Origin of the sequence: Nocardioides nitrophenolicus, from assembly GCF_016907515.1 — a bacterium.
Classification (GTDB): domain Bacteria; phylum Actinomycetota; class Actinomycetes; order Propionibacteriales; family Nocardioidaceae; genus Nocardioides; species Nocardioides nitrophenolicus.
In genome coordinates this window covers 1,444,315-1,465,053 of sequence record NZ_JAFBBY010000001.1, presented here as the reverse complement: position 1 = coordinate 1,465,053, position 20,739 = coordinate 1,444,315, and the positions used below count along the sequence as shown (strand labels likewise).

Below are 20,739 nucleotides of genomic sequence, written 5' to 3'. Positions count from 1 at the left end.
GGGTCAGGAGAGGATCTCGATGATGGTGGCGTTGGCCATGCCGCCCGCCTCGCACATCGACTGCAGGCCGTAGCGGCCGCCGGTCTGCTCGAGGTGGTTGATCAGGGTGGTCATCAGGCGGATGCCCGAGGCGCCCAGCGGGTGGCCCAGCGCGATCGCCCCGCCCCGCGGGTTGAGCCGCTCCGCGGGCAGGCCGGGGAACTCCGCGGCCCAGGCGAGCGGGACCGGCGCGAACGCCTCGTTGATCTCGACCGCGTCCATCTGGTCGATCGACAGCCCGGCGCGGGCCAGCGCCTTGGCGGTCGCGGGGATCGGGCCGGTGAGCATCAGCGTGGGGTCGTCGCCGACGACCGAGGACGCGACGATCCGGGCGCGGGGGCGCAGCCCGAGCTCGGCCGCCCTGGTCGCGCTCATGACCAGGACGGCGCCGGCACCGTCGGTGATCTGGCTGGAGTTGCCCGCGGTGACCTTCCAGTCGACCTGCGGGTGGGCCGCGCGGTTCTCGTCGGTGCCGAAGACCGCCCGCAGCTCGCCGAGCCGGTCGGCCGTCGTACCGCGCCGGATGGACTCGTCGAGTGCCACGACGCCGCCGTCGGGCGTGGTCACGGGGACGATCTCGTCGTCGAAGCCCCCGGAGTCGGCCGCCGCGGCGGCGAGCTCGTGGGAGCGCGCGGAGTACTCGTCGAGCCCGCGCCGGCTCAGTCCCCACTTGTCGGCGACCAGCTCGGCGGCGACGCCCTGACCGCTCAGGTGCGGGAACCGCGCGTGGACGGCGGGCCCGTGCGGGTCCGCGCCCATCCGGGCCGAGCCCATCGGCACCCGGCTCATCGACTCGATGCCGCCGGCGACGACGATGTCGTGCACCCCGGCGCGGACCGCCTGCGCGGCGAACTCGAGGGCCTGCTGACCCGAGCCGCACTTGCGCTCGATCGTCACCGACGGCACGTGCACGGGATAGCCGGACGCGAGCCAGGCCTGGCGGCCCGGCGTGGCCGACTGCTCGCCGGCCTGGCTCACGCAGCCGACCATGAAGTCCTCGACGGTGCCGGGATCGATGCCGGTACGCCGGACCAGGCCCTGCAGTGCCGCCGCGAGGAGGTCCACGGCGTGGACCTCGGACAGTGCGCCGCCCGGCTTGCCCCTGCCCATGGGGGTGCGGACCGCGTCGACGATGACGGCATCGGTCATGGGAACCTCCGAGTCTCATTGATGATCATCATTATCCTATCGTGGTCGGGCTCTTGCGGGAAGACGGAAATCTCGTGTAATCATGATCACAGATCCAGCGACGGGGCCCCGCGCCCGTCGCGACCGCGAGGAGGCGTCATGTCCCAGCCCGCCCAGCCGGCCACGGAGCTCGGCACCCAGAACCTCGAGAAGCTCGCCGGCACCCAGCTCGACCTGAGCGACCGGGTGGAGCTGCTCGACACCCAGACGGAGTGCACCTTCGTCTACGTCAACGACCAGGGCTGGCCGTGCGGCGTCGTGATGAGCTACATCAACGTCGACGGCACCTTCTGGCTGACCGCGGTCGAGGGCCGCGGCCACGTCCGGGCGCTGGCCGCCGACCAGCGGGTCTCGATCGTCGTCTCCAGCACCGGCAGCGGGCTCGAGGGACGCCGGATGCTGTCGGTGCGCGGGCAGGTCACCGTCCACCGCGACCGGGAGACCGTCGACTGGTTCCTGGACCGGTTCACCCGCGCTCTCCAGCCGGCCGACCCGGACTCCTGGCGCGCCCTGCTCGACAGCCCCCAGCGGGTGGTCTTCGAGGTGCGCCCGGTCGGCATCACCGCCAGCCACGACCAGCGCAAGATCCCCGGCAACGGCCGGGGCATGGCCAAGGGCGCCGACGTCGGGCGCGCGAAGGGCGAGGCCGTCTCGTCCTCCACGAGCGCGGGAGCCTGAGCGTGGCCCGGCACCTGATGGTCGTCCTCTCGAACGCCAGGCCGGACCGCGAGGACGAGTTCAACCGCTGGTACGACGCCCACCTGGTCGACACCATCGACAAGCTCGACGGCTTCGCGACCGGGCAGCGGTTCGAGCGGGCCGCACTGCCGGACGCGCCGGAGATGCCGTACCGCTATCTCGCCGTCTACGAGGTCGAGGAGGACCGGCTGGAGGATGCCTACGCCGGCTTCCTGCACGGTCGCCGGGACCGGGCCGAGGCCGCCGCGACCGGGCGGGAGCCGCTGGTGTCGGTCTCCGACAGCCTCGACCCCTCCACCTTCCTGGTCGGCTTCTTCAGTGCGACCGGGGAGGCCCAGGTGTCGCGGCGACTCCTCGGGAGCGACCGATGAGCCCCCGGGGCGTCGGGCCCCGGCTCGCCGACCGGGTGGCGGCCGTGGTCGGCGGCGGCTCCGGCATGGGCCGGGCGGTGTCGCTCCGGCTCGCGGCCGAGGGCGCACACGTCTACGTGGCCGACCTGTCCGTGGAGGCGGCCGACGCCGTGGCCGGCGACATCGTGGCCGCCGGGGGAGCGGCCACGGGCGTCGGGCTCGACGCCACCGACAACGACGCGCTGCGCGCGTTCTACGCGCGGATCGAGACCGAGCACGGCCGGCTGCACGTGCTGCACAACCAGGTCGGCATGCCCGGCGCCGGCGGCATCGACGTCACCGAGGACGACTTCCAGCGCTCGATCGACGTCAACGTCAAGAGCGCCTTCTTCGTCGCCTCGCTCGGCTACGACCTGGTCAAGAGAGCCGGTGGCACGGGGTCGATCACGATGACCGCCTCGACCGCCGCCCTGATCGGCTCGCCCTTCAGCCCGCTCTACTCGCTGTGCAAGGGCGCGCTCACGGCGTACACCCGCGCGCTCGCGCTGGTGGGCGGTCCGGAGGGAGTGCGGGTCAACTGCATCTGCCCGGGGCCGGTCGACACGCCCATGCTGCCGACCTTCTTCGGGCGCGATCCCGGCGCCGACGTCGCCGACCTGATGGGCACCTTCATCTCGCTCATCCCCCTGGGGAGGGCCGCCAGTCCCGACGAGATCGCCGGGGTCGTCGCCTTCCTCGCCAGTGACGACGCCGGCTTCGTGACCGGCGTGACCATCCCGATCGACGGAGGACAGACCGCGAAATGACCACCACCGACCTGACCGACGACCTCGGAGTGCTCGGCGCCCGCAGCGCCCGGGTGTACTTCCGCTATGCCCGCGCGGTCGACGAGGGCGACCTCGACACCCTGCGCGCGCTGGTCACCGACGACATCAAGATCACCCGGGGCGACCACCCGACCGAGGACGGCGTCGAGGCATTCCTCGACGTGTACCGGGCACACAACGCCCTCGGCATCCCGGTCTGCAAGCACGTCGTCACCAATGTGCTCGCCGAGCGCGACGGCGACGACGTCGTGACCCATGCCTACTTCGAGGCCACCATGCTCGAGGAGGAGGGCACCCGCGTGATCATCGGGGTGTACGACGACGTCCACCGCGAGGTCGACGGGGAGCTCAAGCTCGCCCACAAGCGGATCCGGGTGCAGCGGACCCTGCACCTGCCGCCCGCCGGCGCCACGCACGTGCACGTCGGCAAGTGACCACCCGCCGCGGCGGGCAGGCCACGTCGGCCGGCCCGGCGCGGGGGCGGCCGAACGCGTCGAGCTGTGCCTGCGGCTCGGCGAGCGTGGCGGCCCGAGGCTGCTGGTCGAGTCGGGAGGACAGGGTCTGGTGGAACCGCCTCTTCCCGCGAGCTGTGGGCGCGCCGTGCCACCGCCCAGGCCACGGAGGTGTCACCGCTGTCCTGAGACATGACCCGCGCCGGCCACGGGCTCGCGCCCTGTTCGAACATATGTTCGACTTCCGTGGTAGGGTCGACGTACGTCGAATCTCGGGAAGGCCGCTCCATGTCCGTCACGCCACTGTCCGTCCAGCCGTTGCTGGCCGCGGTGGCCGAGGCGCGCGCCGCGCTGGCCCGGGTCGGGGATCTGCAGCCGCTGTACCTGTCGACCGCCGAGAAGGAACGGCTGCTCCTGGAGGCGAGCGCGCTGGCCGCCCAGGTCGAGGAGCTGCGGCTGCGGGCTCTGGGTGATGCGGGTGACGTCGCTGCCGTGCACGGTGCTCGTGACGCGGGGGTGTGGCTGGCTCATGCCGCCCACCTGGATCCCGTCGCCACGCGGGCCGATCTGAAGCTGGCCCGCGCCTTGGGCGAACGGCCGGCCGTGGCGGCGGGGATGCGGACCGGGGCGGTGAATCCCGCGCAGGCGCGGGTGATCGCGGCCGCGGTGGCGGACCTGCCCGCCGCGCTCGGGCCCGAGGTCCGGGCCGACGCCGAGGCCCGGCTGGTGGCATACGCCGGCGAGTTCGGTCCGGTCGAGCTGCGCCGGCTGGGGCGGCGGATCCTCGACGTGGTGGCTCCCGAGATCGCCGAGGGAGAGCTCGCCCGCAGGCTCGAGGCCGAAGAGACGGCTGCCCGTGAGCGGGCGTCGTTGACCTTCCGTGACCTCGGCGACGGAAGGTCCCGGTTCTCCGGTGTGCTGCCCAGGGCTGGGGTGGAGCGGCTCAAGGGCTACCTCGACGCCTTCGCCAACCCCGCCCGCCCCGACCCCGCCGGCCCCGGCGACGATCCGAACCGTGAGGCGAATCCCGACCTCGCGCGAACGCCGTTACGCCGCCGCCGGGCCTGGGTGTTCCTCGAGCTGCTCGAGCCGCTCGACCCCGACCGGCTGCCCGAACACGGTGGCGACGCGACCCAGGTCAGTGTCACGGTCGGGCTGGCGGAGCTGCGGGCCGACCTGGCCGCCGCCGGCGTCCTTGCCGACGACGGCGACCAGGCCATCTCGGCCAGCGAGGCCCGGCGCCTGGCGTGTCAGGCCCGGATCATCCCGGTCGTTCTCGACGGGCGCAGTCGTCCGCTCGACCTGGGGCGTTCCGCGCGGCTGTTCCGACCCGCTCAGCGGGTCGCGGCCCGGCTGCGCGACCACACCTGCCGCGCCGAGGGCTGCGCCGTCCCCGCTCGTTGGTGCCATCTCCACCACGAGGACCCCTGGTCCCGGGGTGGATCGACCGACCTCGATCGAGCCGTGACCCTGTGCGGGTTCCACCACCACCGCATCCACGACCACCGCTACACCCACCAAAGCATGGCCAGCGGCGAGATCCGCTTCCACCGACGGCCCTGAAGCTCACCCCCGGTAGGTCGACCAGGTCGGCAGCGTCTCCGGGAAGTCCCCCTCGACCGGAGCCGTCCCGGGCAGCCGGATCCGTCGTGCGTCCGCGAACCCGGTCGGCATCTGCTCGACCGGCAGGTTGTACATGAACCGCAGCTCCCGCGCGGCGAACACCCAGCGCCCGGTGTCGAGGCGCAGGTAGCTGTCGTCGTAGCGGTAGGCGGCCATCAGCAGCTGGTTCCCGAGGGCGAGCTCGGCCTGGCCGGTGAGCAGGCCGGTCGCGGTGCCGGCCTCGGTGTCGACGTCGATGACGTGGGAGTTCGGGATGTGCAGGGTCGTCACGTACCGGTCCATCATCCCGGCGTAGAACTCCCGCAGCACCGCGTGCCCGGCGTACGTCGTGCCGGCGCGGGTGAACGAGCCGTCGTCGGCGAAGCAGCGCACGACGGTGGCCAGGTCGTGGTCGTCGACGGCGATCGAGTAGAGCGCGCCGAGGGCGCGGATCGCGTCCTTGTCGGCCAGCTCGCGCAGCGCTCGCCGGGTGCTCGTCTCGTCGGTGGCGAGGATGGTCGTGGTCGTGTCGTCGAGGTTCACGGGGGCCCTTCCGGTATCTAGGCGGATCATTGTCAGAATAGGCGAAAGAGTGTTAGCGTCGCCACACCCCGTTCGGGGCTCGACGATCTCAGGAGGAGCCATGACCGCGCCCGCCCAGGAGCTGGACCCGCGACCGAGCGCTGCCGGCCCGGACGCCCGGGGCGTGGTCGTCACCGGGGGTGCCCGCGGGCTCGGCAAGGGCATCGTGGAGGTGCTCGCGGCCGCGGGCCACGCCGTGGTCGCGGTGGACCTCAGCCCCGACGTCGAGGGCCTGGTGACCGGGCTCGGCGACGGGCACGGCTCGGTGGTGGGCGACGTGTGCGACCCGGCGGTGATCGACCGGGCCTGCCGGCTCGCGGCCGAGGCCGGCGACGGCCTGCGCGCGGCGGTCTTCAACGCCGGCGTGATCTCGCCCGGGCCGACCGAGGGCTACCCGCTCGACGAGTGGGACCGGGTCATCGGCGTCAACCTGCGCGGCACCTTCATCGGCGCGCAGGCCGCCCGCCCCTATCTCGGCGAGGGCGGCAGCATGGTCATGCTGAGCTCGATCTGCGCCTCGCAGGGCTTCGGCGCGCGGGCGTCGTACTGCGCGTCCAAGTCCGGCGTCGACGGCCTGGTCCGCTCGCTCTCGACCGAGTGGGCGCCGCAGGGCGTCCGGGTCAACGGGATCGCGCCCGGCACCATCGAGACCGAGATGCAGCAGTCGATGATCGCCAGCGGCCGGGTGTCGGTCGCCGGCTATCTCGAGCGGATCCCGATGAACAAGGTCGGCGCGCCCTCCGACATCGGCAATGCCGCCGCCTTCCTCATCTCCCCGCAGGCCCGCTACATCTCGGGCGTGGTGCTGCCGGTCGACGGCGGCTGGGCGGCCGCGGGGCTGCCGGCCCAGGTCTGAGACGACCGCCCCACCCGACAACCCACCTCGTTCGTCGCCCGAGCGGTCTCGTCCGGGCTCCCGTTCACGAAAGGCACCAGCATGGTCCAGGTCGGTCTTCTCCTCAGCGACGTCCCGAAGTCGGTGACGCCCGCTCAGCAGTTCAAGGACGTGCTGCGCATCGTCGAGGCCGCGCAGGCCAACGGCTTCACCTACATCGCGATCGGCCAGCACTTCCTCTACGGCGAGCTGCGCTGGCTCCAGCCGGTCCCGCTCCTGGCGCGGATCGCGGCCGAGGTCGACCCGAACGTGCGGCTGGCCACCCAGATCATGATCGCGCCGCTCTACCACCCGGTGATGCTCGCCGAGGAGATCGCGACGCTCGACGTGGTCACCGAGGGCCGGCTGATCTTCGGCGCCGGGCTCGGCTACCGGCCCGAGGAGTTCGACTACCTCGGCGTCCCCTACAAGGAGCGCGCCGGCCGGTTCGACGAGTCACTGGAGCTGATGAAGAAGCTGTGGACCCAGGAGTCGGTGACCCACGACGGGAAGTACTGGCAGCTCGACGACGTCAAGCCCCACCTGTTCCCGGTCCAGGACCCGCACCCGCCGATCTGGATCGGCGCCCACGCGATCCCCGGCGTACGCCGCTGCGCGAAGTACGGCGACGCGTACGCCTGCCCGCCGGAGACCCCGATGCACGAGATCGCGGTGCGCCACCAGATCGTGATGGAGGGCTTCGCCGAGCGGGGCAAGGAGTTCACGCCCCAGCCGCTGCGGCGCAACTGCCTGGTCGCCGACACCCGCGAGGAGGCGATCGTCGAGTTCGCCCGGGTCGCCCAGGGCCGCTATCTCACCTATGCCAACAAGGGCCTGGACGTCATGAAGGACACCGACCTGGAGAACGAGTTCGCGAAGGCGGTGTCGGGCCACGCGGTCATCGGCACGCCCGACGACGTCGTCGCCAGCCTGACCGACTACGTCGCGAAGCTGCCGGTCGACCCGATCCTGCTGCGCCCGCAGTGGCCCACCATGGACGGCGACGAGACGATCGCCGCGATCAACCGGCTCGGCAAGGACGTCGTGCCCGCGCTGCTGCCGCTCGAGGCCCGCACCACCATCGACGAGGCCGCCTTCGCCGTGCCCGAGGAGGCCTGAGGTGGGGGAGATGCAGTACTACACCGGGCTGGTCCCGCACTTCCCGGACCCGGAGACCTGGACCCTCGACCACGTGCTGCGCCACCACGCGGCCCGCACCCCCGACAAGGACTGCCTGGAGTTCCCGGAGGAGGACCTGCGGATCACCTACGCCGAGGCGCTCGACTCCGCCGAGCGGGTCGCCTCGGCGGTGTACTCCGCCGGTGCCCGGCAGGGCGACCGCGTGGTGCTGATGGCGGCCAACTCCTCGCGCTTCGTGCGGACCTGGTGGGGCACCGCCGTGGGCGGCCTGGTCGAGGTCCCGATCAACACCAACTACGAGGGCGAGTTCCTGCGCCACCAGCTCGACGTGGCCCAGGCCCGCTGGGCGGTGATCGACGACCACCTCGCCGAGCGGTGGGTGGCCGTGGCCGAGCACGCGCGCGGCATCGAGAAGTTCTGGGTCATCGACACCGGTGCCGGCGTGCGCGACAAGGCCGTCGACCTGCTGGTCGAGAACGGCTGGCAGGCCGCGCCCTGGGAGGACCTGGAGGCCGCGGAGGTCACCGCGCTGCCGACGCCGAGGCCGCAGGACCTCGGCGCGATCTTCTACACCTCGGGGACGACCGGTCCGTCCAAGGGCGTCGCGATGCCGCACTCCCAGCTCTACTTCTTCGCCCAGATCGTGGTCAGCCTGACCCGGCTGACCGAGGACGACGTCTACCTCACGACCACCCCGCTGTTCCACGGCAACGCGACCTTCATGGCCGTCTACCCGGTGATCGTCGCCGGCGGCCGGGCCGTGATCCGCTCGAAGTTCAGCGCCAGCCGCTGGATCGACCACGTCCGCGACTCCGGCGTGACCGCGACCAACTTCGTGGGCGTGATGATGGACTTCGCCTGGAAGCAGGAGCCGCGCCGCGACGACCGCGACAACAGCCTGCGGGTCGTCTACGCCGCGCCCACGGCCAGCACGATCGTCGAGCAGTTCAAGGAGCGCTACGGCATCGAGGCGTTCGTCGACGCCTTCGGCCTCACCGAGACCAGCGCGCCGATCATGTCGCCGTACGGCGTGCCCCGGCCGGCCGGTGCCGCGGGCCTGCAGAACAAGGAGTGGTTCGACATCCGGCTGGTCGACCCGGAGACCGACCGCGAGGTCGCGGTCGGCGAGGTCGGCGAGCTCGTGGTCCGGCCGGTGCACCCGTGGACCTGCAGCCAGGGCTACTACAACATGCCCGAGAAGACCGTCGAGGCCTGGCGCAACCTGTGGTTCCACACCGGCGACGCGCTGCGCAAGGACGAGGACGGCTGGTTCTACTTCATCGACCGCTACAAGGACGCCCTGCGGCGCCGCGGCGAGAACATCAGCTCCTACGAGGTCGAGCAGGCCCTGCTCGGTCACCCGGCCGTGGTCGAGGCGGCGGTGATCGGCGTCCCCGCGGACCAGGAGGCGGGCGAGGACGAGGTGCTCGCCGTCGTGGTCACCCAGGAGGCCGCCGAGCCCGCCGAGATCCTCGAGTGGTGCCGCGGCAAGATCCCGGCCTTCGCCATCCCGCGCTACCTGCGGGTCGCCGACGCCCTGCCCAAGACGCCGTCGGAGAAGGTCCGCAAGGCGGCCCTGCGCGACGAGGGCGTCACGACGGACACCTACGACAGCTCCCGGGCCTGAGCGGCCCCCGCGAACACGAAGGACGAGCATGGACTACAACCCGGACCCGGTGCACGAGGACATCCGCCAGGGGATGCGCACCCTGTGCGAGCGCTTCCCCGACGAGTACTGGGCCGAGCGGGACGAGAAGCACGAGTTCCCGTGGGACTTCTACCGGGCGATCACCGACGGCGGCTGGCTCGGGCTGACCATCCCCGAGGAGTACGGCGGCGGCGGACTCGGCGTGACCGAGGCGGCCATCGTCGAGCGCGAGATCGCGAGCTCCGGGGCGGGCATGGGCGGCTGCAGCTCGGTCCACATCGGCATCTTCGGCTTCGAGCCGATCCTCCACCACGGCAGCGAGGACCTGAAGCGCCGCTTCCTGCCCCGCGTCCCCACGGGCGACCTCCAGATCTCCTTCGCGGTGACCGAGCCCGACGCCGGCACGGACACCACGAACATCTCGACCTTCGCCCGCAAGGTCGACGGCGGCTGGCTGGTGTCGGGCAAGAAGGTGTGGATCTCGAACGCGCAGCAGGCCGAGCGGATGCTCCTGCTCGCCCGGACCACGCCGAAGCAGGACTGCGCCAAGCGCACCGACGGGCTCACCGTGTTCTTCGCCCCGATCGACCGGGAGCGGGTCACGATCCGGTCGATCCCGAAGATGGGCCGCAACTCCGTCGACAGCAACGAGCTGTTCATCGACGACCTGTTCGTCGCCGACGAGGACGTGGTCGGCGAGGTCGGCAAGGGCTTCAAGGTGATCCTCACCGGCCTCAACGCGGAGCGGGTCGTGGCCGCCAACGCCATGCTCGGGATCGGCGAGGCCGCGCTGCGCAGGGGCGTGCGCTACGCCAACGAGCGCGTGGTGTTCGGGCGTCCGATCGGGCAGAACCAGGGCCTGGCGTTCCAGCTGGCCGAGGCCAAGATCCGCATCGAGGCCGCCGACGCGGTCCTGCAGAAGGCCACCTGGCTGGTGGACCAGCAGCAGCCGTGCGGGGCCGAGGCCAACTACGCCAAGTGGCTGTGCGCCGAGGCGGGCTTCTACGCCGCCGACGTCGCGCTCCAGGTCCACGGCGGCATGGGCTACAGCAAGGAGTACCACGTCGAGCGCTACTTCCGGGAGGCGCGGCTGATGCGGATCGCGCCGATCAGCCAGGAGATGGTGCTCAACTACGTCGCCGAGCACGTGCTCGGCCTGCCGCGCAGCTACTGACCAGTCGTCACCCCGAGACCAACGAGCGCCGAAAGAGAGAACCATGACCGCGACCGACGCCCGCACCGAGGAGCTGCGCTCCTGGGTGCCCACGACCCGAACCCTGCTGATCGGCGGCCAGATGGTCGACCCGCGGGGTGAGCAGTGGGACGTCCTCAACCCGGCGACCGAGGAGGTGATCGCGACCGTCGGCGGCGCGACGCCGGACCAGGTCGACGCGGCCGTGTCCGCCGCCCGCGACGCCTTCCCGGCCTGGGCGGCACTCTCGGGCGAGGAGCGCTCGCGCCACATCCACCGCCTGGCCGACGTCCTGGAGAAGGCGGCCGACCGGCTGTTGCCCTCGATCGTCAACGAGGTCGGCACGCCGGTCTCCCTGGCGGAGTACCTCCAGGTGAAGATGGCCGTCGACGAGCACCTGCGCTGGGCGGCCGAGGCGGCCAAGGTGGACCGCACCGTCCACCTCGGCGGCTACGACAAGCCGCACCCGACCGAGAGCGACGTCGTGCACCAGCCGGTCGGCGTGGTCGCCGCGATCACCGGCTACAACTACCCGCTGAACCTGGCCATCTTCAAGTTCGGCGCCGCGCTGGCCGCCGGCTGCACGGTGGTGCTCTTCCCCTCGCCGCGGACCCCGCTCACCACCCTGTTCCTGGGCGAGCTGATCCAGGAGGCCGGCCTGCCGCCGGGTGTCATGAACGTGATCGTCGGCGGCACCGAGGTGGGCGTTCAGCTCAGCTCGCACCGCGGCGTCGACCGGGTGTCCTTCACCGGCTCCGACGGCGTCGGCTCGAAGATCATGGCGCAGGCGGCCGAGAACCTCGTCGGCGTGACGCTCGAGCTCGGCGGCAAGTCGCCGAGCATCGTCACCGACGACGTGGACGTGAAGAAGATCGCCGTCGAGATGCACCTGCGCTGGGCCCGCAACGGCGGCCAGGGCTGCGCCGCGCTGGCCCGGCTGCTGGTCCACGAGAGCCAGTACGACGAGTTCCTCGAGGCCGGCGCCGCGGCGTTCGACCAGATGGTCGTGGGCGACCCGTGGGACCGCGCCACCAACATCGGCCCGATGATCCGCGCCGACCACCGGGCGCGGGTCCAGGGCTTCATCGACGGCTCCGTGGCCGAGGGCGGCGCGAAGCTGCTCGAGGTCACCAAGCCGGTGCCCGAGAAGGGCTTCTTCGTGAACCCGGTGCTGCTCGGCAACCTGCCCCACTCGGCTCGCGCGGTGCAGGAGGAGATCTTCGGCCCGGTCGCGGTCATCGTGCCGTTCAAGGACACCGAGGAGGCGATCCGCCTGGCCAACGACACGGCGTACGGACTCGCGGCGAATGTGTGGTGCGACGACCTGGTCGAGGCGCGCCGGATCGCCGAGCAGGTGCGTGCCGGCACGGTCTGGATCAACGGCGGCGGCGCGATGCGTCCCGACGCCCCCTTCGGCGGCTACGGCCGCTCCGGCGTGGGCCGCGAGCTCGGCGAGTGGGGCATGAAGGAGTACCTCGAGGTCAAGCACATCCAGTGGAGGCTGTGATGACCGACCAGAGCCACGACCGGTCCCGCGGGCCGCTGGCCGGGATCCGGGTGCTGGAGCTCGGCACCATGTACGCCGCGCCGACCTGCGGGCGGATGCTGCGCGACTTCGGCGCCGACGTGATCAAGGTCGAGGATCCCGCGACCGGCGACTACGCCCGTCAGTGGACGCCGATGAAGAACGGCCAGTCCCTCGGCTTCGCCCGCCTCAACAGCGGCAAGCGCTCGGTCGGCGTCGACCTGCGCTCCGCCGAGGGCAAGGACCTGGTCCGCCGCCTCGCGGGCAGGGTCGACGTGGTCATCCAGTCCTTCCGGCCCGGCCGGATGGAGGAGTGGGGCCTCGGCTACGAGGCGCTCGCCGCCGACAACCCCGGCCTGGTCATGACCAGCGTCAGCGGCTTCGGCCAGACCGGCCCGAACCGGGAGCGCCCGGGCTTCGGGACGGTCGCCGAGACCGGCAGCGGCTTCGCCTACATCAACGGCTGGCCGGAGACCCCGCCGACCTCGCCGCCGTTCGGCTTCGCCGACTCGATCGCCGGCATCGCGGCCGCCATGGGCACCTCGATGGCGCTCTACCGGCGTGAGCGCAGCGGGCAGGGCGACCATGTCGACGTCGCGCTCTACGAGCCGCTGATGTTCATCATCGGCGACATGATCATCAACTACAGCGGCACCGGCTTCGTCCAGGGCCGGGTCGGCAACGGCACCGGCTCGGCGTCGCCGCGCGGCGTCTACGAGGCGGCCGACGGGAAGTGGCTCTCGATCGCGGCGTCCAACCAGGGCATCGCCAAGCGGCTGTTCGCCGCGATGGGGCGCCCCGAGATGATCGAGGACCCGCGCTACGCGACCAACGAGGTCCGGATGCAGCACAACGACGAGCTGCAGGAGATCGTCAAGAGCTGGGTGGCGGAGCGTCCGCGCGCGGAGGTCCTCGACGTCCTCGACAAGTTCGAGGTGGTCTGCTCGCAGGTCAACGACGCCAGCGACATCGTCGTGGACCCGCACTTCCTGGAGCGGACCCTGGTGGAGATCACCGGCAGCCAGGCGCTCGGCCGGGTGCTCACGCCCGGCCCGGTCCTCCACGTCGAGGGCTACGACGGCCCGGGGTACCACGGGGTGCCGTCGATCGGCGAGCACACCGACGAGGTGCTGGCCGAGCTGCTCGGCTGAGCCGGGCCGTTCGGCGTCCGGGCCGGGCGGGCTCAGCCGAGCGGCGCGCCGATGCTCGGGTGGCCCGACGCGTCGAACCGGAGCCGGCTCAGGCCCTCGTGGGGCGGCGGCTCGATGCGCAGCGCCACCGATGCCTTCTGCTGGCTCCACTTGACGACGTCGAGGAGCAGCTCGCCGATCTCGGCGGGGGTGAAGTGCGCGTGCGCCGCGGTGCGCAGCTCGGGGCCGGCGCCGGCCGGGTCGAGGATGACCGCGTCGGTCAGGCGCAGGGCCACCTTGGCCCGCTCGGGCAGGTCGCTGGCCTCGTAGTGGTCGATCTTCGCCGCCGTCTCCTCGTCGAGCCGGTCGGGCGCGGTCCGCAGCGAGCGGCACAGCCGGCAGTCGTGGATCCGCGCGCAACGCAGCCGGACCAGCTCGGTGACGACCGGGTCGAGCCGCTCCGCACGCATCGCGGTGGCCGCGAAGTCCGCGACGGCGTAGTCGATCGGCGTACCGTACTTGGGCACCGACGGGTCGTCGGGCAGCGGGATCCGGGGGCCGGTCATGCCAGCACCCGCGCCGCGACGTGGTCGGCACGCAGGGCCAGGTCGATCGACCAGACCACATTGCACAGCTCGTGCACCTCGCGCGGCGAGCGGGTGGCGAGCAGGGCGGCCACCTCGTCGTCGCCCATGCTCCCGACGGCGAACACGAACTGGTCGACGAACGCCAGCAGGCCCCGGGTCGCCTCGTCGAAGAGGGTCGAGGCGTGCCACTCGTCGAGCTCGCACACCCAGGTGTCCGGCAGCGCGCCGCCGGCCGGCGCGGGCAGCCCGAGCAGGCCGGCCACCCGGCGGGCGACGAGCTCGCGGGTGGCGGCGTCCGCGGTCGTCGCGGCGACCCGCTCCACCTCGGCCAGGGCCGCCGCGGTCGCGGGCGCGACCGCGGCGAGGGCGGCGCGACCCTCGGCGGACATCAGGGCTGGCCGCCGTCGACCGCGATGACCGACCCCGTCGTGTACGACGACAGGTCGCTCGCGAGGTAGAGCGCGGCGCCGACGATCTCCTCGGGCTCGCCGCCGCGCTTCGCGGCGAAGCCCTGCGCGCGCCGGGCGAAGGCCTCGGCGTCCCATGCCTTGCTGACGTCGGTGAGGAAGGTGCCGGCCATGATCGCGTTGACCCGCACGCTGGGCCCGAAGGTGTGCGCGAAGCCGATGGTGAGGGCGTTGAGCCCGGCCTTGGCCGCGGAGTAGGGGAGGATCGCCGGGCGCGGGCGGACCGCGCCCATGCTGGTGATGTTGATGATCGAGCCGCCGTCGCCGGCGGCCATCCGCTCGCCGATCAGGGCGGTCAGCCGGAAGGGTCCCTTGAGGTTGACGTCGAGCACCTTGTCGAAGAGTGCCTCGGTCACGTCGGTGACCTTGTCGTAGAGCGGCGACATCCCGGCGTTGTTGATCAGCACGTCCACCTTGCCGAAGGTGTCGTAGGCCTGGTCGACGAGTCCCTCGAGCGCGTCCCACCGACCGACGTGCGCGCCGATGCCGACGGCGCGGCGGCCGGTCGCCGCGCGCAGCTCGGCGGCGTACTCCTCGCAGGCCTCGCCGTTCCTGCTGGCGACGATCAGGTCCGCGCCGCACTGTGCCAGCCCGAGGGCCATGGCGCGGCCGAGGCCTCGGCTGCCGCCGGTGACGAGGGCGACCTTGCCGGTCAGGTCGAAGTGGGGCGCGGGGGAGGGCGGGGGCTGTTCGGTCATGGCTGATTCCTATCGGGTCGCTTGCCGCGGGCTCAATCTATCTATATGGTGATCATAGTTATCATCCATTCGGGTGCCAAGGCATCCAAGGCAGGAGACGCCGTGTTCGGATTCGACCTCTCCCCGGAGCAGAAGCAGCTGCGCGAGCTCGCGCGCCAGGTGGCGGTGGAGGTGTACGCGCCCCTCGCGGCCGACTGGGACCTCAACCGCACCCCCCTGCCCCACGACGAGCTCAAGCGCCTCGCCGACCTCGGCTTCCTCGGGATCACCACCCCGGAGGAGTACGGCGGCCACGGTGGTTCGCTGCTCGACGCGCTGATCGTGCAGGAGGAGATCGCCAAGGAGAACCGGCAGGCGGCCTTCCACGTCTTCGAGTCCAATGTCGGCCCGTGCCGCGTCCTGGAGTTCTTCGGCACCGAGGAGCAGAAGAAGGAGTACCTGCCCAAGGTCGCCACCGGTGACCTCGAGATGGCGATCGGCATCTCCGAGCCCGACGCCGGCTCCGCGGCGACCGACATGAAGACCCGCGCCCGGATCGAGGGCGACGAGATCGTGATCAACGGCAACAAGCGCTGGATCTCCAACGGCGGAGCCTCCAGCCACTACCTCGTCTACTGCCGGCTCAACGACGAGCCCGGCTCCAAGGGGATCGGCGCGGTGATCGTGCCGGCCGACGCCCCCGGCGTCTCGTTCGGCGCGACCGAGAAGCTGATGGGCTTCCGCGGCATCCCGAGCGCGGACATCTACTTCGACGACGTGCGGGTGCCGATCGGCGACCTGGTCGTCGAGGCCGGCGGCTTCAGCAAGCTCTTCGGCGTCTTCGCCATCGAGCGCCTGGGCAATGCCACCATGTCGCTGGCCCTGGCGCAGGCGGCGCTGGACCGGACCCGTCGCTACGTCGAGGAGCGGCACCAGTTCGGCCGCCCCCTCATCGAGTTCCAGAACGTGCAGATGACCGTCGCCACCATGGCGATGCAGGTCGAGGCGAGCCGGCTGCTCATCTACCGGGCCGCGGTCAACGCGGGGGCCGGCCTGCCCAACTCCTACGAGACCTCCCTGGCGAAGTGCTACGCCAACGAGATGGCCAAGGTGGTGACCGACCTCGGCATGCAGATGCACGGTGGCAACGGCTACACCGAGGAGTACGGTCTGGAGCGGCTGCACCGTGACTCCCACGGCTGGGCCATCGCAGGCGGCACGCCGGCGATCCAGCGGGTCCGGATCGCCGCGGACATGTTCGGCCGCAACTTCAACCAGCGGCCCGCGGAGGCGATCATCAAGTGACCGGCGACGACGAGACGGCCCTGTTCCAGCTCCCCCAGCGCTATCTCGACCTGCAGGCCGAGGCGCGGGCGCTCGCCGAGTCCTGTCGGGACATCGCGGCGCGCGCCGACGAGGCCGACCGGTTCGACCCCGACGTGCGGGAGCGGCTGGTCGCCTCGGGTCTCGCCGGGGTCGTCGTACCGGCCGAGTACGGCGGCCGGTTCGAGGCCGTCGACGCACTCGCGGTGACGGTGGTCCGCGAGGCGCTCGCCGGGGTGAGCGCCCATCTCGACTCGATGTTCGCGATGCAGGGCATCGGCAGCTTCTGCGTCACCCGTGCCGCCAGCGAGAGCGTGCGCAAGGAGTGGCTCCCGCGCGTCGCCTCGCTGGAGGCGGTCGCCGCCATCGGCCTGACCGAGCCCGACGTCGGCTCCGACCTCCGCGCGATCTCCACCACCGTGGTCGAGGAGGACGGCGCGCTGGTCGTCAACGGGCACAAGTCGTTCATCACCAATGCTCCCGACGCCTCCTTCTTCGCCATCCTGGCCAAGGAGGGCGCCGGCTACTCGCTGGTCTTCGTGCCGGCCGACGCGCCAGGGGTCAGCGTCACCTCGCCGCACCAGATCATCGCGCCCCATGTGCTCGGCGACGTGGTCCTCCAGGACGTGCGGGTCCCGCTCGACCACCGCATCGGCGAGGCCGGCGCGGGCTTCGGCCTGATGCTGCAGACCCTGGCCACCTTCCGGGTCTCGGTGGCCGGAGCCGCGGTCGGCCTGGCCGAGGCCGCGCTGCGCGAGGCGCTCGGGCACGCCACCCGGCGCGAGCTGTTCGGCAAGCCGCTGGCCCGGCTGGGCGGCGTACCCGAGTCGCTGGCGAGCTGCTGGGTCGAGATCGAGATGGCGCGCGCGATGACCTACCGCGCCGCCGCGGCCTCCGCCCGCGACCCGCTCGCCGGCCTGCACCTGTCGTCGATCGCGAAGGTGGGCGCCACCGAGGCATGCGGTCGGGTCGTCGACCGCGCGGTCCAGGTGATGGGCCGGTTCGGACTGGTGCGCGGCAGCGACATCGAGCGCTTCTACCGCGACGCCCGGCCGATGCGGATCTACGAGGGCTCCACCGAGGTCATCCTCGACTCCCTCGCCAAGAAGCTGGTCAAGGACTTCGAGGCGGAGGGCGAGCGGTGATCATCGACTGCCATCTCCACGTCTGGCCGGACCACATCGCCGACGCGATGCAGGCCCAGCGCCCGGCGGGGATGCCGCTGCGCTTCAACGGCAAGCTGTCCGGCCTCCTCGAGACCATGGACGAGGCGGGCATCGACAAGGGCTTCGCCCTCGGCGTCGGGATCAAGGCGTCGGTCGTGGCCCGCACCAACGAGTTCATCGGCGGCGTGCCGCGGGACCGCCTCATCCCGTTCGGGACCGTGCACCCGGAGCTGTCGGTCGAGGAGAACCTCACGATCCTGAAGGACAACGGGATCGTCGGCGTCAAGCTGCACCCGCTCTTCCAGAGCCTCTCGCTGGCCGACCCGCGCGTCGAGGACATCCTGCACGGCCTGGCCGAGGCCGGGATGCCCGTGATCACCCATGTCGGCTCCGGCGGCGACGACGACGCCAACGAGCGGGGCGCGCCCCACCACCTGGCGGCGCTGGTCCGCAAGGTGCCCGAGCTGACCCTGATCGCCTGCCACTTCGGCGGCTACCACGCGCTCGACGAGGCGGAGCAGCACGTCGTCGCGTCGCGGGTACTGCTCGAGACCTCGTGGCCGCCCACCGTCGGCGACCTCGACAAGGCCCGCCTGGTCGAGCTGATCCGGCGCCACGGCGCCGACCGCGTCGTCTACGGGTCGGACTGGCCGATGGCCGACCCGGCCGCCGAGATCGCGGCGGTGCGCGCGCTCGGACTGACCGAGGAGGAGACCGAGGGGATCCTCGGCGGCAACATCGCCCGGATCCTGGGGATCTCGTGACCGCGCCGGCCAAGACCGTCCGGCTCGGCGCCGGGATGGCGTTCTGGGGCGACCGGGTCCAGCCGGCCATCGACATGGTCGAGCGTGGCGACATCGACTACCTGTGCTGCGACCACCTGGCCGAGCTGACCATGTCGATCCTGGCCAAGCAGCGCGCCCGCGGCGGCGACCGCGGCTACACCCGCGACATCCTCGACCTGCTGCGCGGCGCGCTCCCCGGCATCGTGGCCAAGGGGATCAAGGTCGTCACCAACTCCGGGGGAGCCAATCCCCGGGCCGCCGCGGCCGCGGTCGCGGACCTCGCCAAGGAGCTCGGCCTGTCCGGGCTGCGGATCGCCGTCGTGACCGGCGACGACATCGAGGCCGACATCGACGACCTGATGGAGCGAGGCGTCAGCTTCGAGAACCTCGACACCGGCCGGCCGCTGGCCGAGGTGCGCGAGCGGCTGACCCATGCGGCCGTCTACACCGGCTGCGAGGGCATCGTCGAGGCGCTGGGCCAGGGCGCGCAGATCGTCATCTGCGGCCGGGTCACCGACATCGCGCTCTATCTCGGCCCGCTGATCCACGAGTTCGGCTGGGCGCGCGACGACTGGGACCGGCTCGGCATGGCGACCGTCGTCGCTCACGCGATCGAGTGCGGGGGCCAGGCCACCGGCGGCCTGTACGACGGCGACTGGGCCGGTGTGGCTGGTCTCGAGGACCTCGGCTACCCGATCGCGGAGGTCGCGGAGGACGGCACCGCCGTCCTCACCAAGACCCCGGGCACCGGGGGTCGCGTCGACGTCGGCACGGTGAGCGAGCAGCTCGTCTACGAGATCCTCGACCCGGCCCGCTACCTGACCGCCGACGTCACGGCCGACTTCACCCAGGTCCGGCTCGAGGAGATCGGGCCGGACCGGGTCCGGATCACCGGAGGCACCGGCGGTCCGGCCCCCGCCACGCTCAAGGTCAACATGGGCTACCGCGCCGGCTTCGTCGGCGAGGCGCAGTTCACCTACACCTGGCCGCGCGCGGTCGAGAAGGCCCGGCGGGGGCTGGAGTTCCTGCGCCGGCGGCTCGCCGCGGCGGACTTCAGGTACAGCGAGGACCTCGTCGAGTACCCCGGCCACAGCTCGATGTGGGGTGACCGCGTGCCGCCGCCCGACGACCCGGACCTGCCGGAGGTCGTGGTGCGCTACGCCGCCCGCTGCCCCGACGCCGACGAGGCGCGCAAGGTCTTCACCGAGAGCGTGCCTCTCTACAACAACGGACCCGCCGGCATCGCCGGCATCGGCACCCGCCCGCCGCTGAAGGAGCTCTACGCCATCTGGCCGGCGCTCATCCCGCGCGAGCACGTCGTGCAGTCCGTCGAGATCGTGGAGGTGTGAGCATGCGGGTCGTCGACCTCGCCCACGGTCGCTCCGGCGACAAGGGCGACATCTGCAATGTCGGACTGGTCGCCTGGGACGACGACGGCTACCGGACCCTGTGCCGCGAGCTCACCGAGGAGCGGGTCGCCGCCCACTTCGGCAGCCTGGTCCGCGGCTCGGTGACCCGGTACGAGCTGCCCGGCATCCGCGCCCTCAACTTCGTCCTGACCGGCGCGCTCGACGGCGGCGGGACGCTCTCGCTCCGGTCCGACCACCTCGGCAAGGTGATGTACGCCTGGCTGCTCCGGATGGAGCTGGCGGGCGGGGCCTGATGGGCCCGGCCGTCGTCGCGTCCCGACGCGGCTCGCTGGCGGTGCTCACCCTGAACCGTCCCGACGAGCGCAACCCCCTCAACGCCGAGCTGAGCGCGGCGCTGCTCGTCGGCCTGCGCGAGGCGTACGCCGACGACGGCGTCCGCTCGGTGGCGATCGCCGCCGCCGGCAGCGCCTTCTCCGCGGGCGGGGACCTGCGCCAGATGCGCGAGCTCGCCGCGATGCCGGCCGCCGCGGCCTGGGCCTGGCCGGCCGGGATCGTCGAGCTGCACCAGCTCGCCCTGGAGTCGCCCAAGCCGCTGATCGCGGTGGTCGACGGCCCGGCCTTCGCCGGTGGCATGGGCCTGGCCGGCGCGTGCGACATCGTGCTGGCCGGACCGCGCGCGAGCTTCGCGATGCCCGAGGTGCGGCTCGGGCTGTTCCCGATGATCATCGTGGCGCACCTGGTCCGCGCGCTGCCGCGCAAGGTGCTGCTCGACCTGATGCTGACCGGTCGCGCCATCGACGCCGAGGAGGCCGCCCGGGTGGGCCTGGTGGCCCGGGTCTGCGCCGACGAGGAGGCGCTCTGGGCGGCCGCCGACGACTACGCCGCGATGTTCGAGGAGACCAGCCCCGACGCGCTCCGGCTGGGCCGGCGGGCGTTCGGGCTGCTCGCCGACCTGCCCGCACCGCAGGCGCTCGACGCCGCGCAGTTCCTCAACCTCGCGTTCTTCCACGGCACCGACCTGGCGGAGGGGGCGGCCGCCTTCCTCGACCGCCGGCCCGCGCCGTGGACGCCGGCCGCCCGGGCAGCGGGCGCCCCCACCGGAACAGGAGAGTGACC

22 protein-coding genes are annotated in these 20,739 nt (G+C 72.1%); 17 read left to right on the top strand and 5 right to left on the bottom strand.

The genetic code is table 11. The features are described 5' to 3' along the window. Positions 1–3 precede the first annotated feature (3 nt). A complete protein-coding gene (locus tag JOD66_RS07270; protein WP_204836230.1) occupies positions 4–1,188 on the bottom strand; it encodes a thiolase family protein in 1,185 nt (394 codons plus the stop codon). 138 nt (positions 1,189–1,326) lie between these two features. Here JOD66_RS07270 and JOD66_RS07265 point away from each other — a divergent pair, with 138 nt between their 5' ends. The 5 genes from JOD66_RS07265 (at position 1,327) to JOD66_RS07245 (ending at position 5,118) form a co-directional block, all read left to right on the top strand. Further along, on the top strand, positions 1,327–1,905 hold the full coding sequence (locus tag JOD66_RS07265) for a pyridoxamine 5'-phosphate oxidase family protein (RefSeq protein WP_204836229.1): 579 nt from the start codon (positions 1,327–1,329) through the stop codon (positions 1,903–1,905). A gap of 2 nt (positions 1,906–1,907) precedes the next feature. Then, a complete protein-coding gene (locus tag JOD66_RS07260) occupies positions 1,908–2,297 on the top strand; it encodes a hypothetical protein (RefSeq protein WP_204836228.1) in 390 nt (129 codons plus the stop codon). Continuing rightward, on the top strand, positions 2,294–3,082 hold the full coding sequence (locus tag JOD66_RS07255) for an SDR family NAD(P)-dependent oxidoreductase (protein WP_204836227.1): 789 nt from the start codon (positions 2,294–2,296) through the stop codon (positions 3,080–3,082). The genes JOD66_RS07260 and JOD66_RS07255 overlap by 4 nt, the downstream gene beginning before the upstream one ends. Next, the gene (locus JOD66_RS07250; RefSeq protein WP_204836226.1) at positions 3,079–3,537 is read left to right on the top strand and encodes a nuclear transport factor 2 family protein; all 459 of its coding nucleotides are present in this window, start codon (positions 3,079–3,081) and stop codon (positions 3,535–3,537) included. Before JOD66_RS07255 ends, JOD66_RS07250 begins: the two co-directional genes overlap by 4 nt. A gap of 306 nt (positions 3,538–3,843) precedes the next feature. Beyond that, positions 3,844–5,118, top strand: coding sequence for an HNH endonuclease signature motif containing protein (locus tag JOD66_RS07245; RefSeq protein ID WP_204836225.1), 1,275 nt, complete (start codon positions 3,844–3,846; stop codon positions 5,116–5,118). Positions 5,119–5,121: 3 nt separating this feature from the next. Here JOD66_RS07245 and JOD66_RS07240 read toward each other — a convergent pair whose 3' ends face one another. Further along, the gene (locus JOD66_RS07240) at positions 5,122–5,700 is read right to left on the bottom strand and encodes a nuclear transport factor 2 family protein (protein ID WP_204836224.1); all 579 of its coding nucleotides are present in this window, start codon (positions 5,698–5,700) and stop codon (positions 5,122–5,124) included. Between the two features lie 100 nt (positions 5,701–5,800). On the opposite strand from JOD66_RS07240, the gene JOD66_RS07235 reads away from it, so the two are divergent. From JOD66_RS07235 to JOD66_RS07210, 6 genes are all read left to right on the top strand, one after another. Then, positions 5,801–6,595: an SDR family NAD(P)-dependent oxidoreductase gene (locus JOD66_RS07235; RefSeq protein ID WP_204836223.1), complete on the top strand. Its 795-nt coding sequence runs from the start codon at positions 5,801–5,803 to the stop codon at positions 6,593–6,595. An 81-nt stretch (positions 6,596–6,676) separates the two neighbouring features. Next, positions 6,677–7,732, top strand: coding sequence for an LLM class flavin-dependent oxidoreductase (locus JOD66_RS07230; protein ID WP_204836222.1), 1,056 nt, complete (start codon positions 6,677–6,679; stop codon positions 7,730–7,732). A 10-nt stretch (positions 7,733–7,742) separates the two neighbouring features. Further along, a complete protein-coding gene (locus JOD66_RS07225; protein ID WP_239545981.1) occupies positions 7,743–9,380 on the top strand; it encodes an AMP-binding protein in 1,638 nt (545 codons plus the stop codon). 28 nt (positions 9,381–9,408) lie between these two features. Next, positions 9,409–10,575, top strand: coding sequence for an acyl-CoA dehydrogenase family protein (locus JOD66_RS07220; protein ID WP_204836220.1), 1,167 nt, complete (start codon positions 9,409–9,411; stop codon positions 10,573–10,575). A gap of 43 nt (positions 10,576–10,618) precedes the next feature. Next, positions 10,619–12,100: an aldehyde dehydrogenase family protein gene (locus JOD66_RS07215; protein WP_204836219.1), complete on the top strand. Its 1,482-nt coding sequence runs from the start codon at positions 10,619–10,621 to the stop codon at positions 12,098–12,100. Further along, positions 12,100–13,269: a CaiB/BaiF CoA transferase family protein gene (locus JOD66_RS07210; RefSeq protein ID WP_204836218.1), complete on the top strand. Its 1,170-nt coding sequence runs from the start codon at positions 12,100–12,102 to the stop codon at positions 13,267–13,269. The genes JOD66_RS07215 and JOD66_RS07210 overlap by 1 nt, the downstream gene beginning before the upstream one ends. Positions 13,270–13,301: 32 nt before the next feature. Here JOD66_RS07210 and JOD66_RS07205 read toward each other — a convergent pair whose 3' ends face one another. From JOD66_RS07205 to JOD66_RS07195, 3 genes are read right to left on the bottom strand one after another with little or no spacing between them, the layout of a single operon-like run. Further along, a complete protein-coding gene (locus tag JOD66_RS07205; RefSeq protein ID WP_204836217.1) occupies positions 13,302–13,814 on the bottom strand; it encodes a carboxymuconolactone decarboxylase family protein in 513 nt (170 codons plus the stop codon). Further along, complete coding sequence (locus JOD66_RS07200; protein ID WP_204836216.1) at positions 13,811–14,224, bottom strand: carboxymuconolactone decarboxylase family protein; 414 nt, start codon at positions 14,222–14,224, stop codon at positions 13,811–13,813. The genes JOD66_RS07205 and JOD66_RS07200 overlap by 4 nt, the downstream gene beginning before the upstream one ends. Continuing rightward, positions 14,224–15,000 carry an SDR family NAD(P)-dependent oxidoreductase gene (locus JOD66_RS07195; protein WP_204836215.1) on the bottom strand — a complete coding sequence of 259 codons (777 nt, stop codon included), beginning with the start codon at positions 14,998–15,000 and terminating at the stop codon, positions 14,224–14,226. Before JOD66_RS07195 ends, JOD66_RS07200 begins: the two co-directional genes overlap by 1 nt. A 102-nt stretch (positions 15,001–15,102) precedes the next feature. Between JOD66_RS07195 and JOD66_RS07190 the strand changes: the two genes are divergently transcribed. From JOD66_RS07190 to JOD66_RS07165, 6 genes are read left to right on the top strand one after another with little or no spacing between them, the layout of a single operon-like run. Next, positions 15,103–16,284 carry an acyl-CoA dehydrogenase family protein gene (locus JOD66_RS07190; protein WP_204836214.1) on the top strand — a complete coding sequence of 394 codons (1,182 nt, stop codon included), beginning with the start codon at positions 15,103–15,105 and terminating at the stop codon, positions 16,282–16,284. Then, positions 16,281–17,447, top strand: a complete 1,167-nt coding sequence (locus JOD66_RS07185; protein WP_204836213.1) for an acyl-CoA dehydrogenase family protein — start codon at positions 16,281–16,283, stop codon at positions 17,445–17,447. The genes JOD66_RS07190 and JOD66_RS07185 overlap by 4 nt, the downstream gene beginning before the upstream one ends. Beyond that, on the top strand, positions 17,444–18,232 hold the full coding sequence (locus tag JOD66_RS07180) for an amidohydrolase family protein (RefSeq protein WP_204836212.1): 789 nt from the start codon (positions 17,444–17,446) through the stop codon (positions 18,230–18,232). Before JOD66_RS07185 ends, JOD66_RS07180 begins: the two co-directional genes overlap by 4 nt. Continuing rightward, entirely contained in the window at positions 18,229–19,602 is a 1,374-nt protein-coding gene (locus tag JOD66_RS07175; RefSeq protein WP_204836211.1) for an acyclic terpene utilization AtuA family protein, read from the top strand. The genes JOD66_RS07180 and JOD66_RS07175 overlap by 4 nt, the downstream gene beginning before the upstream one ends. 2 nt (positions 19,603–19,604) lie before the next feature. After that, positions 19,605–19,916 carry an AtuA-related protein gene (locus JOD66_RS07170; protein WP_204836210.1) on the top strand — a complete coding sequence of 104 codons (312 nt, stop codon included), beginning with the start codon at positions 19,605–19,607 and terminating at the stop codon, positions 19,914–19,916. Beyond that, on the top strand, positions 19,916–20,737 hold the full coding sequence (locus JOD66_RS07165) for an enoyl-CoA hydratase/isomerase family protein (protein WP_204836209.1): 822 nt from the start codon (positions 19,916–19,918) through the stop codon (positions 20,735–20,737). Before JOD66_RS07170 ends, JOD66_RS07165 begins: the two co-directional genes overlap by 1 nt. The last annotated feature ends 2 nt before the right edge of the window (positions 20,738–20,739 follow it).

What these genes read in the sequence shown, in the direction of transcription:
- JOD66_RS07215 (WP_204836219.1), top strand. Translation starts at nt 10,619, where the DNA reads ATGACCGCGACCGACGCCCGCACCGAGGAGCTGCGCTCCTGGGTGCCC.
- JOD66_RS07255 (WP_204836227.1), top strand. Translation starts at nt 2,294, where the DNA reads ATGAGCCCCCGGGGCGTCGGGCCCCGGCTCGCCGACCGGGTGGCGGCC.
- JOD66_RS07205 (WP_204836217.1), bottom strand. Translation starts at nt 13,814, where the DNA reads ATGACCGGCCCCCGGATCCCGCTGCCCGACGACCCGTCGGTGCCCAAG.
- JOD66_RS07235 (WP_204836223.1), top strand. Translation starts at nt 5,801, where the DNA reads ATGACCGCGCCCGCCCAGGAGCTGGACCCGCGACCGAGCGCTGCCGGC.
- JOD66_RS07195 (WP_204836215.1), bottom strand. Translation starts at nt 15,000, where the DNA reads ATGACCGAACAGCCCCCGCCCTCCCCCGCGCCCCACTTCGACCTGACC.
- JOD66_RS07170 (WP_204836210.1), top strand. Translation starts at nt 19,605, where the DNA reads ATGCGGGTCGTCGACCTCGCCCACGGTCGCTCCGGCGACAAGGGCGAC.
- JOD66_RS07210 (WP_204836218.1), top strand. Translation starts at nt 12,100, where the DNA reads ATGACCGACCAGAGCCACGACCGGTCCCGCGGGCCGCTGGCCGGGATC.
- JOD66_RS07200 (WP_204836216.1), bottom strand. Translation starts at nt 14,224, where the DNA reads ATGTCCGCCGAGGGTCGCGCCGCCCTCGCCGCGGTCGCGCCCGCGACC.
- JOD66_RS07250 (WP_204836226.1), top strand. Translation starts at nt 3,079, where the DNA reads ATGACCACCACCGACCTGACCGACGACCTCGGAGTGCTCGGCGCCCGC.
- JOD66_RS07230 (WP_204836222.1), top strand. Translation starts at nt 6,677, where the DNA reads ATGGTCCAGGTCGGTCTTCTCCTCAGCGACGTCCCGAAGTCGGTGACG.
- JOD66_RS07270 (WP_204836230.1), bottom strand. Translation starts at nt 1,188, where the DNA reads ATGACCGATGCCGTCATCGTCGACGCGGTCCGCACCCCCATGGGCAGG.
- JOD66_RS07245 (WP_204836225.1), top strand. Translation starts at nt 3,844, where the DNA reads ATGTCCGTCACGCCACTGTCCGTCCAGCCGTTGCTGGCCGCGGTGGCC.
- JOD66_RS07265 (WP_204836229.1), top strand. Translation starts at nt 1,327, where the DNA reads ATGTCCCAGCCCGCCCAGCCGGCCACGGAGCTCGGCACCCAGAACCTC.
- JOD66_RS07225 (WP_239545981.1), top strand. Translation starts at nt 7,743, where the DNA reads ATGCAGTACTACACCGGGCTGGTCCCGCACTTCCCGGACCCGGAGACC.
- JOD66_RS07220 (WP_204836220.1), top strand. Translation starts at nt 9,409, where the DNA reads ATGGACTACAACCCGGACCCGGTGCACGAGGACATCCGCCAGGGGATG.
- JOD66_RS07165 (WP_204836209.1), top strand. Translation starts at nt 19,916, where the DNA reads ATGGGCCCGGCCGTCGTCGCGTCCCGACGCGGCTCGCTGGCGGTGCTC.